This window comes from Streptomyces sp. NPDC051322 (assembly GCF_040689485.1).
Taxonomy (GTDB): domain Bacteria; phylum Actinomycetota; class Actinomycetes; order Streptomycetales; family Streptomycetaceae; genus Streptomyces.
This window is the reverse complement of record NZ_JBFBAK010000007.1, coordinates 301,507-315,021: the sequence shown is the minus strand read 5'-3', so window position 1 is coordinate 315,021 and position 13,515 is coordinate 301,507. Positions and strand designations below refer to the sequence as shown.

Annotated in this window: 14 protein-coding genes; 6 read left to right on the top strand and 8 right to left on the bottom strand. The window is 69.5% G+C overall.

Features of this window, described 5'->3' with window-relative positions; all coding sequences use genetic code 11:
* Window position 1: 1 nt before the first annotated feature.
* Window positions 2-1,387 carry an MFS transporter gene (locus AB0436_RS18805; protein WP_366469006.1) on the bottom strand — a complete coding sequence of 462 codons (1,386 nt, stop codon included), beginning with the start codon at window positions 1,385-1,387 and terminating at the stop codon, window positions 2-4.
* Between the two features lie 179 nt (window positions 1,388-1,566).
* Between AB0436_RS18805 and AB0436_RS18800 the strand changes: the two genes are divergently transcribed.
* Window positions 1,567-2,526, top strand: a complete 960-nt coding sequence (locus AB0436_RS18800) for a 2-hydroxyacid dehydrogenase (RefSeq protein ID WP_366469005.1) — start codon at window positions 1,567-1,569, stop codon at window positions 2,524-2,526.
* 58 nt (window positions 2,527-2,584) lie between these two features.
* Window positions 2,585-2,794, top strand: a complete 210-nt coding sequence (locus tag AB0436_RS18795) for a hypothetical protein (protein WP_366469004.1) — start codon at window positions 2,585-2,587, stop codon at window positions 2,792-2,794.
* A 21-nt stretch (window positions 2,795-2,815) separates the two neighbouring features.
* Here the strand turns inward: AB0436_RS18795 and AB0436_RS18790 are convergent, their stop codons facing one another.
* Window positions 2,816-3,376, bottom strand: coding sequence for a DUF488 domain-containing protein (locus AB0436_RS18790; RefSeq protein ID WP_366469003.1), 561 nt, complete (start codon window positions 3,374-3,376; stop codon window positions 2,816-2,818).
* Between the two features lie 127 nt (window positions 3,377-3,503).
* Here AB0436_RS18790 and AB0436_RS18785 point away from each other — a divergent pair, with 127 nt between their 5' ends.
* Window positions 3,504-4,424, top strand: coding sequence for an NADP-dependent oxidoreductase (locus AB0436_RS18785; protein ID WP_366469002.1), 921 nt, complete (start codon window positions 3,504-3,506; stop codon window positions 4,422-4,424).
* A 120-nt stretch (window positions 4,425-4,544) separates the two neighbouring features.
* Here the strand turns inward: AB0436_RS18785 and AB0436_RS18780 are convergent, their stop codons facing one another.
* The 4 genes from AB0436_RS18780 to AB0436_RS18765 form a co-directional block, all read right to left on the bottom strand.
* Window positions 4,545-5,900: a GH1 family beta-glucosidase gene (locus AB0436_RS18780; RefSeq protein ID WP_366469000.1), complete on the bottom strand. Its 1,356-nt coding sequence runs from the start codon at window positions 5,898-5,900 to the stop codon at window positions 4,545-4,547.
* Window positions 5,901-5,965: 65 nt separating this feature from the next.
* Window positions 5,966-6,838: a carbohydrate ABC transporter permease gene (locus AB0436_RS18775; RefSeq protein ID WP_366468999.1), complete on the bottom strand. Its 873-nt coding sequence runs from the start codon at window positions 6,836-6,838 to the stop codon at window positions 5,966-5,968.
* Window positions 6,831-7,838, bottom strand: a complete 1,008-nt coding sequence (locus AB0436_RS18770; protein ID WP_366468998.1) for a sugar ABC transporter permease — start codon at window positions 7,836-7,838, stop codon at window positions 6,831-6,833. The genes AB0436_RS18775 and AB0436_RS18770 overlap by 8 nt, the downstream gene beginning before the upstream one ends.
* Before the next feature lie 11 nt (window positions 7,839-7,849).
* Window positions 7,850-9,169 carry a sugar ABC transporter substrate-binding protein gene (locus tag AB0436_RS18765; protein ID WP_366468997.1) on the bottom strand — a complete coding sequence of 440 codons (1,320 nt, stop codon included), beginning with the start codon at window positions 9,167-9,169 and terminating at the stop codon, window positions 7,850-7,852.
* 142 nt (window positions 9,170-9,311) lie between these two features.
* On the opposite strand from AB0436_RS18765, the gene AB0436_RS18760 reads away from it, so the two are divergent.
* Window positions 9,312-10,643: an ROK family transcriptional regulator gene (locus tag AB0436_RS18760; RefSeq protein ID WP_366468996.1), complete on the top strand. Its 1,332-nt coding sequence runs from the start codon at window positions 9,312-9,314 to the stop codon at window positions 10,641-10,643.
* 85 nt (window positions 10,644-10,728) lie between these two features.
* Window positions 10,729-11,571 (top strand): DUF1206 domain-containing protein, encoded by an 843-nt coding sequence (locus tag AB0436_RS18755; protein ID WP_366468995.1) that lies wholly within the window; start codon window positions 10,729-10,731, stop codon window positions 11,569-11,571.
* 26 nt (window positions 11,572-11,597) lie between these two features.
* Here AB0436_RS18755 and AB0436_RS18750 read toward each other — a convergent pair whose 3' ends face one another.
* The gene (locus AB0436_RS18750; RefSeq protein ID WP_365851283.1) at window positions 11,598-11,930 is read right to left on the bottom strand and encodes a cupin domain-containing protein; all 333 of its coding nucleotides are present in this window, start codon (window positions 11,928-11,930) and stop codon (window positions 11,598-11,600) included.
* A 57-nt stretch (window positions 11,931-11,987) separates the two neighbouring features.
* Window positions 11,988-12,323, bottom strand: a complete 336-nt coding sequence (locus AB0436_RS18745; protein WP_366468994.1) for a hypothetical protein — start codon at window positions 12,321-12,323, stop codon at window positions 11,988-11,990.
* Window positions 12,324-12,577: 254 nt separating this feature from the next.
* Between AB0436_RS18745 and AB0436_RS18740 the strand changes: the two genes are divergently transcribed.
* A complete protein-coding gene (locus AB0436_RS18740; protein WP_366468993.1) occupies window positions 12,578-13,459 on the top strand; it encodes an ABC transporter substrate-binding protein in 882 nt (293 codons plus the stop codon).
* Window positions 13,460-13,515: the final 56 nt, after the last annotated feature.

Here is a 13,515-nt window from a genome sequence, read left to right as displayed (position 1 = left end):
GTCAGCCATGGGCGCCGCCGGCCGGGGCCCGATTCGACGTGAATCGCCCCACCTTAGCGGCAGCGAGGGCGTCGGCGTCCGGCAGGCGCGGTTCGCGCACGGTGAGCATGAGCGCGGCGGAGACCAGGGTGCACACGGCCATGAAGGCGAATGCCCCCGCATCGCCGAGTGAGGTGCCGCGGACCCAGCCCACCAGGTAGGTGCCGGCGAACGAGCCGAGCGCACCGAGCGAGTTGACCAGGGCGACCGCCGCGCCGGAGACCCCGGCCGGAGCCAGCTCGGAGACCAGCGCGAAATACGGACCGTACGGCGCGTACATGCAGAGCCCGGCGACGATCAGGAGCGTGAAAGCGAGCGGGAAGTTCGAGCCCGCCGCGTAACTGCACCCCAGCGCCACCGCACCCGCGGCGAGCCACGGCCAGACGGCGATGCGGCGGCGGCCGCTGCGGTCGGAGAGGCGGGAGTTGAGCAGCATGGCCACGGCGGCGAACGCGTAGGGCACGGCGGTCAGCAGGCCGGTGGCGCCGATGCCCGCACCGGAGCCGTCCTTCACGATGGCCGGCAGCCAGAAGATGAAGCCGTACATGCCGAAGGACCAGAAGAAGTACTGCGCGGCCAGTACCAGTACCGGACGTGCGCGCAGCACCTTGCGGTACTCGTCCGCTGTGGTTGCGGCCGTTCGCGGCGCAGCCCCGGACGGGCGCTGGTCGGACGGGCGCTGTTCGGCCGCGAGCGCGGTCTCCAGCGTGGTGCGCTCTTCCGGGGCCAGCCACTGGGCGTCCGCAGGCCGGTCCTTGATCAGCCGCAGACAGAGCAGGCCCCAGATGACGGAGGGCACGCCTTCCAGGACGAACATCAGCCGCCAGTCGGACACCGAGATCAGCCAGCCGGAAAAGGCTGACAACCACATGACGGTGATCGGGTTGCCGAGGATGAGCAGGGTGTTCGCCCGGCCCCGCTCACGCTTGCTGAACCAGCGGCCGAGCAGCATCACCATCGATGGCAGCACGGCTCCCTCCACCATGCCGAGCGCGAAGCGCACCGCGATCAGCTGGCCGGGGCTGCTCAGCAAGCCCTGCAGGAGGGCGAGCAAACCCCACACGACGGTGCAGCAAGCGACCAGACGCCGGGCGCTGCGCTGCTCGGCGTAGATGGTGCCGGGAATCTGGAAAAGGAAGTAGCCGAGGAAGAACGACGCGGCGATGAGCGAGTCGAGCCCGGCCGACAGGTGCAAGGTGTCGGCCATGCCACCGGCGGAGGCGATCGAGTAGTTCGATTTGTCCAGGTAGGCCAGCGAGTACGTCACGAACGCGACCGGCATCAGATGGCGGGCCCGGGACGAGGACCAGAAGCCGCTTCCGGGCTGGGTGGGTGACATCGTCGTCATCGCCACACCCTCTCTTTTCCGTGTGATGGAAAGTGTTTCACTTGGCGGGAAGGACGTTACGAGGCGGGGCCGGACCCGGTCAATGGTTTCGGACGAGGCGACGCCCGCGAATGTCCTACGCCCGGGGCGGCGAACCGCCGCCCCGCACCCCCCAGGCCCCCGCACGAAGGTGAGCAGCCATGACCGACGCCACCCCCAGCACCGCCGCAGAGCCCGCCGTTGACGTCCTGCTGCCCTGGCCGGACCTGGATCACCGGCACGGCTCCTGGCCCGCCGGCGTCCGCGTGCACGTCTGGGACGGGCTGACCCCTGCGGACGATCTGCCGGACGAGGCCCTGCGCCGGGTCGGCCTGTGGGTGATGCCGTACGCGGTGCCCGGCTGCGAGGTCCTGCTGCCGCGGCTGCCCGCCCTGCGTGCCGTGCAGTCGCTGAGCGCGGGCGTCGAGAAGCTGGTGCCGCTGGTACCCGAGGGTGTCTCCGTGTACAACGGCCGCTCCCTGCACGACGCCAGTACGGCCGAACACGCCCTCGGCCTGATCCTCGCCGCCCAGCGCGAGCTGCCACGCTGGCTCGCCGACCAGGCTGCCGGGCGATGGGACCCGCACTTCACGCGTTCACTCGCGGACTGCCGCGTCGCCGTCGTCGGTTACGGCTCGATCGGCCGGGCGGTGGAGCGCCGGCTGCTGGCCTGCGAGGCCGAAGTGGTCCGGGTCGCCCGGCGAGCCCGCCCGGCAGAGGACGTGCGGCCGGTGAGCGAGCTGACGGAGCTGCTGACCGACGTGGACATCGTCGTCCTGACGCTGCCGGAAAACGCCTTCACCGTGGGGATGTTCGGCGCCGCCGAACTCGCCGCGCTGCCGGACGACGCGCTCGTGGTCAACGTCGGCCGCGGCCGGACACTCGCCACCGAGGCCCTGCTCCCCGAGGTCGCCACCGGCCGCCTGCGCGCCGCACTCGACGTGACCGATCCCGAACCGCTCCCGGCCGACCACCCGCTGCGCACCGCACCCGGCGTGTTGATCACCCCCCACGTGGCAGGGGGCTCGGCGTCTTTCCGGCCGCGTGCGGAGCGTCTGGTGGCCGACCAGGTACGGCGGTTCGCGGGCGGGAAGCCGCTGGGGAACCGTTTCACGGGGTGATGTGTAAGCGCGGTGGAGCGGGAAACCCGCGCCACTGGCATGAACGAAGGAGGCAGCCATGAACGACAAGGCCGGAGATCGCCGCCCGACGGGTTCCGAGGCACCCGCGGAGGCCGCGGAGGAGCTGGAGGCCGAGCGGCGGCGGGCGCACTGGCGGCTCATCGAAGCGGAGTCTCCGAGTGGTACCGCGCTACGGGAGCAGGCCGCGGAAGACCTGCCCGACGAGGTCGAAGAGGAAGGCAAGAAGACCGGTAAGGACTACGTGTGAGGTGCCGCGCGACCGGTCGGCCTACGCACCGGACGCGGCGGCCGCCGCAGCCGCTTCGTCGTCATAGACGAGCAGGCCGTCGTCGCGCAGCCGTGCGCCGGGCGTCGGCCGGTGCGGGGTGAGCCTGCCGTCGTGCATCAGGTGCAGGGTCGGCACGCCGCGGGCCAGGACGGCGAAGTCGGCAATGATCCGCCGGTGGCAGCGCCACCAGACGGTCTCCCCGCACATCACCGCGGTCCTCCTGTCGGCTGCCTCCGCCAGCAGCCGGTCCATGGCGGCGAGGAAGTGCGGGTCACGGGTGTGGCCGGCATAGCCCCGGAAGGAATCGTTGCGCCATACGACGTCGGGGGAGTCGGGCGCGGTCTTACGGAAGCCGCCCAGGTCCTTCTCCCACCGGTAGTCGATCCCGTACTCGGGCAGCCATTCCCGGAGTCGTTCCCGGCCCACGTCGGGGTTGTGCCGGCTGCCCGGTGCGGTGCGCACATCGACCACCGCGGCGACCTGCGCGCCGCGCAGCAGGCCGGCCAGCTGTTCGCGGTCCGCGGTGCCGTGACCGACGGTGATCAGAGGGGGAGGCGACACATTCCCAGGGTGACCGACCGGTGCCGGGAACGCACGGGGGAAGGCCGTCCCGAGCCCCGGTATTCGACCTTGTGCCGCGACTGCGCGAACATCGGCAGTCACCGCACCGATCGGAGTGAGAGAGCTCATGCCCAAGGCGTACGTATTCACCCGCAACGGCGGACCGGAGGCAGAGGCCTTCGTCGAGCAGGAGGCGCCGGTCCCCGGCCCCGGAGAACTGCTCGTCGCCGTCCGGGCGGCAGGGGTGAACCCGGTCGACTGGAAGCTGCGTTCGGGATACCGCAGACCGGGCAGCGCGGAGCCGGAGTTTCCCGCCGTGTTCGGCAGCGAGGCCGCCGGGGTCGTCGAGCGGGTCGGACCGGGTGTCACCGGGTTCGAACGCGGGCAGGCCGTCTTCGGCAATCCGCTGACCGGTGGTTACGCCGAGTACACCCTGCTGCCGGTGGCGGTCGCCGCGCACAAGCCGGACGCCCTGTCGTTCGCCGACGCGGCCGTTCTGCCGGTTGCGGCAGCCACCGCGTACGACGGTGTGCGCCAGCTCGATCCGGCTCCCGGTTCGACGCTGCTGATCAATGGGGCCGGTGGTGGCGTCGGAGTGGCTGCCACCCAGATCGCGCGGCATTTCGGCGTACGCGTCATCGGCACCGCGAGCGCCGACAAGAGGGATTTCGTCGAGTCGCTCGGCGCGGTGCATGTCGCGTCCGGTCCCGACGTCGTCCAGGGGGTACGGGCCGCCGCGCCCGAAGGCATCGACGCGGTCTTCGACCTGGTGGGCGGCGAGCCCCTCAGGGCGGTGGCCGAACTGCTCACCGACCGGACGAGGCTGATCAGCGCCGGCGGGAAGCCGCTGGCGGTGGAGCTCGGCGGCGCGGCCGTCGAACGGGCCCGCAACGCCGCCGTCCTCGACGAGGTGGCGCGGCTCGCGGTCAGCGGCGCCCTGCGGACGTATGTCACCCGGACCTTCCCGCTGGACAGGGCGGGCGAAGCGCTGCGTGCGGTGGAGAGCGGGCACACCCGCGGCAAGATCGTGATCGAGGTCGCCGACTGAGGCGTTGTCGCACGGACGTGGAACGCCGAGCCCCCGAACGGGCGGGCCCGGCCGCGAGGCGCCCCGGGCAAACCGGTCACCGGTCTGCCCGGGGTCCCCGGCGCGGCGATCCGGGCGGGTTCAGGCCGCCCGGCGGCCGCGCCCGCGTGCGGAGCGGACGATGTCCGCGTAGTGGTGACCGCTGGTCTTGATGGTGCGCCGCTGGGTCGGGTAATCGACGTGCACCAGACCGAAGCGCTTCTCGTACCCGTACGCCCACTCGAAGTTGTCGAGCAGCGACCAGGCGAAGTACCCGGCGAGCGGCACACCGCGGCGGACCGCACGGACGCAGGCGGCCAGGTGCTCATCGAGGTACTGGGTGCGCTCCGGGTCGTCGACCGAGTGGTCGGCGCGGACCACGTCGGGGTAGGCGGAGCCGTTCTCCGTGACGTAGATCCTTTCCGGGCGGTAGTCCTCGGTGAGCCGCAGCAGGATGTTCTCCAGGCCGTCCGCGTTGACCTCCCAGTCCATCGCCGTGTGCCGCGCTCCCGGCAGGTAGACCTGCTTGGCCTGCGGCAGCGGACCCGTCGGGTCGTCCGCGACGACATTGCGGAAGTAGTAGTTCACGCCGAGCCAGTCGAGCGGAGCGGCGATGGTGTCCAGGTCCCCGGACCGGATCGGCAGGTCGACGCCGTAGAGGTCGACCATGTCCTGCGGGTAGCCGCGGCCGTGGATCGGGTCGAGCCACCAGCGGTTGGTGTGCCCGTCGGCGCGGAGCGCCGCGGCCACGTCCTCCGCACGCTCGGTGGCCGGCTCGCAGGTGGTGATGTTGTTGACGATACCGACCCGGGCCCCGGGCACCGCCGCGCGTATCGCCTGAGTGGCAAGACCGTGGCCCAGATGCAGGTGGTAGGAGGTGCGGACGGCCGCCGTGATGTCGGTGAGGCCGGGCGCCATCCGGCCTTCGAGGTGGCCGATCCACGACGAGCAGAGCGGCTCGTTGAGCGTCGTCCAGTCCTTCACCCGGTCGCCGAGCCGCTCGGCGACCACGGCCGCGTACGCGGCGAAGTGCTCGGCGGTCTCGCGGGCCGGCCAGCCGCCGCGGTCCTGCAGAACCTGTGGCAGATCCCAGTGGTAGAGGGTCGGGAAGGGTGTGATGCCCGCTTCGAGCAAGCCGTCGACCAACTCGTCGTAGAAGGCGAGGCCCTTGTCGTTGACCGGTCCATCACCGCCGGGCACCACGCGCGGCCAGGCGACGGAGAACCGGTAGGCATCGACCCCGAGCTGCTTCATCAGCTCGATGTCCTCGCTCCGGCGGTGGTAGTGGTCGCAGGCCACATCACCGTTGTCGTCGTTGTCGATCCTGCCGGGGGTGTGCGAGAACGTGTCCCAGATGGAGGGCGACCGGCCGTCCTCGGCCACGGCTCCCTCGATCTGGTAAGCGGCGGTGGCTACGCCCCAGGTGAAGTCGGCGGGAAGGGAGTGGAAGTCGTTCACGGACGGACTGCCTTTCTGATGCGCTGTTCGATGCGGCGCCCTGTGTGGCGCCGGTGACGCCACGGTCACTTGACGGCGCCTGCGGTGAGCCCGGCGACGAGGTACCGCTGGAGGAGCAGGAAGCCGGCGACCACCGGCACGCTGACGACGAGGGAGGCGGCCATGATCTGGTTCCAGTACACGTCGTTCTGCGTCGAGTAGCCCTGGAGTCCCACGGCGAGTGTCCTGGTGTTGTCGTTGGTCATGACCGAGGCGAAGAGGACTTCGCCCCACGCGGTCATGAACGCGTACAGAGTGACGGCGACGATGCCGGGGGTTGCCGCCGGAACGACGACTCTGAACAGCGCACCGATCGGCCCGCAGCCGTCCACCATCGCCGCCTCGTCCAGATCCTTGGGAATCGAGTCGAAGTAGCCGATCAGCATCCAGATCGAGAACGGGAGCGAGAAGGTCAGGTAGGTGAGGATCAGGCCACCGCGCGAGCCGTAGAGGTCGATGCCGGTCGCATTACCGATGTTGACGAAGATCAGGAACAGCGGGAGCAGGAAGAGGATGCCGGGGAACATCTGGGTGGAGAGCACAGTGACCGTGAAGACCCGCTTGCCGCGGAAACGGTACCGGCTCACCGCGTATGCCGCGAAGATCGCCACGACCACCGAGCAGATGCTCGCCGCCCCCGCCACGATCAGCGAGTTGAGGAAGTACCGGGCGAGCGGGATGGTGCTCCAGATGTCGATGTACGGGCGGATGGAGAACCCGTGCGGAATCCAGCTGAACCTGCCCGAGACGTCGGACAGCGGCTTCAGCGAGCTGCTGAGCATCACGTAGACCGGAACGAGTGTGAAGAGCGTGATCAGCGCGAGCACGATGCGCCGGGTCCAGAGGAAGGACTGCGGCGGCGCGGTGGGCGACCGGCGGACGTGGGCGTGGCTAGACATCGGAAGGTTTCCTTCCGCGCGAGGTGAAGATCAAGTAGGCGGCCGTCACGACGAGCAGGAACAGCAGCAGGAGGACGGACATGGCGGAGCCGCTGCCGAAGTTCCAGGTGTCGAAAGAGGACTGGTAGATGTGGATGGAGATCAGGTCCGCGGCCTCCGGCGCCGACTTGCCGAACAGCACGTACGGCGTGTTGAAGTCGTTGAAGGTCCACAGGAAGAGGACCAGGACCAGGACCTGATTGACCGGGCGCAGCGACGGCATGGTGATCCTGCGCAGCTGCTGCCACAGTCCGGCGCCGTCGATCGACGCTGCCTCGTACAGCTCGCGCGGGATGTTCTGCAGGGCGGCCATCACCATCAGGAAGGCGAAGGGCCAGGACTTCCAGATGGCGACGATGACCAGTGCGTAGAAGCTGTTGTCGCCGATCAGCCAGAACGACGGTTTGTCGGTGATGCCCAGCTGGTCGTGCAGGACGTGGTTCACCAGGCCGTTGTCGTGCTGGAACATGAACGCCCAGGTGATGATGGCGGCATAGGCCGGCAGGGCGTACGGGACGAGGAAGACCGTCCGCAGGAAGCCCCGGCCGCGGAAGTCCTCCTGCATGAGGATCGCCGCGCCGGTACCGATCAGCCAGGAGAGGCCGACGGAGAGCAGGGTGAACCCCACAGTGACGTAGAAGGAGTGCAGCAGGGCCTTGCCGATCGGGGCGTTGAAATCGATGGCGACCTTGAAGTTGTGCAGCCCGGTCCACGGAGCATCGCTCCAGTTGCGGATGAAGAACTGGGTGAGCCCGCGGAAGCTCATCACGATGCCGATGGCCATCGGCAGGATGTGGATGAGGAGTTCCAGCACGAGCGCGGGAAGCAGCAGCAGATAGGGCAGGCCGCCCCGGCGGATCCGGTCCGGGACGCGGGGCAGACGCCCCCGCCTACCCCCGGGCTTCAGAACGTCGCTGCCGGCCCGGTGCGGTACCTGTGAGGTGGTATCGGTGGCCGTCATGGGTCAGTGCCTCACTGCGTCATCTGCTGCTGGGCCTTGGTGAGCTTGGCCTTGACGGACTCGGTCGTGATGGCCTTACCGGCTGCGGCGTCCGCCCACAGCTCCTTGACGGCGGTGCCGACGGTCGTCTCGAACTGCGACTCCGACGGCACCTGCGGCAGCGGCGCCGCGCTGTCGGTGAGGGTGTCCTTGAGGACCTTCACACCGGGGGCGTTGAAGGCCGGGTCCGACTGCGCGGCCGTGACCGGCGGAACCGATCCGTAGGCCTTGTTGAGGATCTTCTGCTCGTCGGTGCTGGTCATGAACTTGACGAAATTCAGCGCACCCTTGGTGTTCTTGGTGTTCTTGAAGACGGCCATGTTGATGCCGGCCACCATCGAGTTGACCTGCGTGTCCTCACCGGGGGCGCCGGACTGGACCGGGACGGGTGCTGCCCCCCAGTCCTCGGGTTTCATGCCCTGCGAGGCGAAGGTGGAAGCGGCGGCCTGCCACAGCACCATCGCGGTCTTGCCCTTGGAGAAGTCGCTGAGCGACTGGTTCTGGGCGTACTCGGCGTTGCCGGGCGCGATGATCTTGTCCTTACCCATGAAGTCGACGTACTGCTTCACCGCGGCGACGGCCCCGGGGGAGGTGAAGGTCGGCTTGCCGGAGGCGTCGAAGAAGTCGGCACCGTGCTGTTTGGCGAGCACGAAGGCCTGGTGGATGTTGTTGGACAGGTTGCCGCCCTCGGCGCCCAGACCCCACTTGCCGCTGGTGCCGTTCTTGGAGATCCTCCGGCCGTCCGCGACCAACTCGTCCCAGGTGGCCGGGGGCTTCGCTATGCCCGCGTCGGCGAACATCTTCTTGTTGTAGTAGAGCGCATAGGACAGCGAGTAGAGCGGGACGGCGGACGGGTCCTTGCCTTCGGCGCCCGCGGACGCCACGGCGGCGTCGACGAACCTGTCACGGCCGCCGATCGCGTCGAAGTTCTTCTTGTCCCAGGGCAGCAGCGCGCCAGTGGCCTGCAACGAGGCCGACCAGGTATTGCCGATGTTGAGCACGTCCGGTCCCTCACCGGAGGTGGTGGCCGCCAGAATGCGCTTGAGCAGGTCGGCCCACGGCACCACCTCCAGCTTGACCTTGATACCGGTCCGCTTCTCGAACTTCTGCAGCTCGGGGGTGAGGATCTTCTTGTCCGCCGGGATGTTCGGTCCCTGGTTGGACGCCCAGTACGTGAGCGTCTTCGGGGACTCGTTGCTACCGCCGGCTTCGCTGCCTCCGCCGCACGCGGTGGCTCCGGCGAGGGTGGAGACGGTGACGACCACTGCTGCTGCGGCTCTGATTCTGCGCATGTTCGTTGGCCCCTTCCCGGGGAGGGCTGCGTTCAGTTCCCGAACGGCCTTCATGGCTTAATACAGAGCGTGAGTTAAGTAGTAAGGGAAGGTCGCGTCAAGGCCTTCGGCGAGGGTATGTTGCAACCGAGGAAGGAGCCACATGGCTGAACAGAGCAGGCGAACCGTGCGTGACCTGCGGCGGGGCAACCGCGCCGAGGTTCTGCAACGTTTGTATTTCGAGGGCCCGCTCAGTCGGCAGGAGCTCGGCGTCATCACCGGGCTGAGCTCGGGATCCATCAGCAATGTCGTTGCGGAACTCGCCACCGAGGGCCTCCTCGAGGAAGCCGGAATCGTTGATTCGGAAGGCGGACGCCCGCGCACCCTGCTCCGGGTCGCGCCCGGCAGCGGCTACCTCATCGGCATCGACGTCGGCGAAACCCGGGTGCGAGTCGAGCTCTTCGATCTGGCCCTGACCGAACTCGCCCGTACCGACCGGCCGTTGATTCACCACGGTTACGACGTGGGCTGGATCGTCGCCCACATCAGGGACGCCGTCGCCGATGTGCTGCGGGAGGCGGACATCGAGACGGAGCGGCTGGTGGGCGTGGGGGTCGGGGTGCCCGGGATCATCGACCGGAGCGACCCCGACGGTGTCGTGGTGCACGGCCAGACGGTCGGCTGGGACGCCGTACCGCTGGAGGCCATGCTGCGGGACTGCGCCGAACTCCCTTCCGATGTGCCGTTCTTCATCGACAACGGCGCCAAGACGCTGGGCCAGGCCGAAATGTGGTTCGGGGGCGGACGCGGCGTCAGCGACGCCGTGGTCGTGTTGTTCGGATCCGGTGTCAGCGCGTGCGTGGTGGTCGACGGCATGCTCTACGGAGGCGCCGAGAGCCGCGCCCTCGAATGGGGGCACACCACCGTGCGGGTGGGTGGACGCCGCTGCCGCTGCGGATCGCCGGGCTGTCTGGAGGCGTACGTCGGCGCCGAGGCCATCCGCGAGCGCTGGCTGGAGACCGGCAGGCCGCCCGCCGGATCGACCGACGAGGAGACGGCGCTGGCCACCCTGCTGTCCGCCGCGGTCCCTGCCGAAGGCGGGCCGCCCGCCGACGATGCTGCCGCGCGGCTCCTCGACGAGACCGCCGAATACCTCGGCGCCGGCATCGCCGATCTGGTCAATCTCTTCCGCCCCGAACGCATCCTGATCGGCGGTTGGGCCGGGCTGCTGCTGGGGCCCGCGCTGTTGCCGGCCGTGCGCCGCTATGCGACGCAGTACGCGATGCGTCATCCGGCCGAGCGCGTCACCATCGAGCTGGGCCGGCTCGGCGCCGACGCGGTCACCCGGGGCGCAGCCACACTGCCACTGGCCGACTTCTTCGCCCGTGGCGGCGGACGCCGCCGCCAGGAGGAGCCGGACCCGGTGGGTGGTCTCGCGGCCAAGCCGGACGGGCGGAGCTGGCGGCCGGTCGTGATCGATCGGAGGCCCGGCTGAACGGCATGGGGCGACAGGGTGTCGACAGGGTGTTCCTGTCCGGGAATCACGTGTTCCTGCGGCTGAACAGGGCAACCGAAGAGCTATGACAACCCGTTCAGTGGCACTCAGCGGCAAGAGCCGGGCCAGACGCACGGCCAACGGTCCGGTGGTGGAAACGGGGGCGCGTGCCGGCTTCGTCGCTCGCGGCCTGATCTACGTACTGGTCGGCGTGCTGGCGCTGCGTATCGCGCTCTCCGACGGCGGAGGACAACAGGCGGACCGCGGTGGCGCGATCGCTGAGATAGCCCACAGGCCGTTCGGGAGCGTCCTGTTGTGGATGCTCGGGGCGGCTCTGGCAGGCATGGCGCTCTGGCGGCTCTCCGAGGCGTTCTTCGGGCAGTCGGGACAGGACGGCGGCAAGGCGCGCAAGCGTGCCACGGCCGCCGGGCGCGCTGTCTTCTACGCTTTCGTGTCGTACTCCGTGCTGTCGTACGCGGCCGGGGACAAGAACAGCGGCAGCGGGTCGAGCGACCACCGCTCCAATGATGTGACGGCTGAAGTGCTGGGCTGGCCGGCCGGTCAGTGGATCGTCGGGGCGGCCGGAGCCGCCGTGGTGGGTGGCGGGCTGTGGATTGCCGCGCGCGCCCTGATGCACAAATATCGCAAGCGTCTGAAAATGGCGGAGATGTCCCCGAGCACCCGTCGGGCCGTCGACTGCTTGGGAGTCTTCGGGGGCGCCGCCCGAGGCATTGTCTTCGCCACCGCAGGGGGTTTCGCCATCGCCGCAGCGGTGCAGCGGGAGCCGGGCAAGGCCAAGGGCATGGACGATACGCTGCGCTCCTTCTGCGAAACACCGGCTGGCCCCTGGCTGCTGGGGCTGATCGCACTGGGGCTGGCGGCGTTCGGCGTGTTCTCCTGGGCGAGCGCCCGCTGGCGCACAGTCTGAGCCGGCGGGCTCGGTCCCGATCGGCGTCAGAGCAGCTTGGCGACCGTCAGCAGAACCGCGGAATCCTCCAGCGCCTCCAGGCCGTGCCGGCTGTCGGGCACGATGATCAGGTCTCCCTGCCGGCCCTCCCACGACAGTTCGCCCGCCGTCAGCCGTACCCGCCCCTGCAGGACCTGCACGGTCGCCTCGCCGGGATTCTCGTGCTCGGCGAGCCGGGAACCTCTGGTCATTCCGATCACCGTCTGGCGCAGCACCTTCTCATGACCGCCGTAGACGGTGTCCGCGGTGTGGCCGCCCCCGGCGGCAGCGGCCAGTTCCATCTGCTGGCGGGCCAGGGCATCGAGCGAAAATCGTTGCATGACACCAGTCTCGCCCACGACCCCCCTGAACCACGTGGAAGGACCGCCTGAATCCTCTCAGCGTGCCGGGACCGGACCTGCCGACCGCCCGGTCCGATGGCCGCCGGCCTTGCGGACGACCAGGCTGATGACCGTCGAGTTGACCACCGCCGCGAGGGTGAGCAGCACGAAGACGCCCGGGCCCTCGATCCCGGGTATCAGGAAGAGCAGGCCGGTCGGCGCGGTGAACATGATCGGCCAGACCCCGGCGAACGAGGCATCCTGGTGCGGGACGAATGCGGTGTCCACCGCTACCCAGATCAGCAGACCGGCGGCGATCGCGAGGTAGGCGCGGGACACCCAGTCGCCCGCCACGGTCCGGCAGACCTGCCGCACGACGTTCCTGGCGCTCATCGTTCCTCCGCTGTGTTCGCTCGCTGTGACCGGTCGCTGTGTTCGGTGGTTCCACGGTCGTCGACTTCCTCCAGGCTGCTACGGGCGGCCGGAGAGCGCGTGAGTACGACTACTCATCCCGTGCCGAGTACCGGTCACCGGTTCGCGGCCGGACGGCAGCAGCGCCCGAATGGTCCCGTACGGAGCTGGGCAGGTACAGCTGTGCACCGTGCGGACCGACGGACGGTGCACACCTGGAGGGGGTGCATCACGCCATGCAAGAGATCGCCTGGCAGTTCACCGACGACCGCGGTCAGTTGTCGGCGGCGGGCCGGCCGCCCACCCGTCTGGTCGCCTACATACAGGCCGGAGCGACGCTCCGGGAGCTCGGCAGGGCGCCGGTGGCGGTCTTCGGCTCGCTGCACGACGGCGCGCTGCCCGACCCGGCGAAGGCGGGCTCACTGCGGCCGGACCGAACCGGTTACCTGGGGGCCGGCGGTGATCTGGACCTGGAGACTCTGCTGCGCGGAGGGACCGAACTGGTGGTGGCCGTGAGTTACGGCGGGGGACAGGTCTACGGGCTGGATCCGGACACCGCCAAACACCTCGAGGAACATGTTCCCGTGGTGGTCATCGATATCGGCCGGTCGCGCACCATGAGCGGAATCAACGCACGGTTCGGCGCGCTGGCGCGCTCGCTCGGCGCCGACGAGGATGACGAGGATCCGGAGGCGGGCCGGCTGCTGGCCGGCGCGCAGCAGCAACTGAGCGCTGCCGCTCCCGCACGGCCGACGGTTCTGGCCCTTTCGCCCGCCGGGCCCGACCAGGTGCATCTCGCCCGTCCCGGCGGTTGGCCGCAGTTGGCCGATCTCACGGAGCGCGGCGTCAACACGGTGCAGCCCCCCGAGGGGGCCGGAGCGAACTGGGCCACCGTCAGCTGGGACCGGGCCGCGGCGCTGCGGCCCGAGGTCGTGCTCGTCGACGTCCGGTCCAATGCCACACCGCTCGCCGAGCTCGGCCCGAATCCGGGCTGGCGGGCCATCGAGAGCGGTGCGGAAGTGGTGCCGTGGAACCCGGAAGCCCCCTGCACCGATCGAGCTCATGCCCGATTTCTCACCTCGGTAGCGGAGGCGATGGCGCGCGTGGGCGCCCGGTGAATCCCCGGTAACAGAGCTGATCAAGGTATCGACCGTGTCGGTGTTGGGCTGAACGG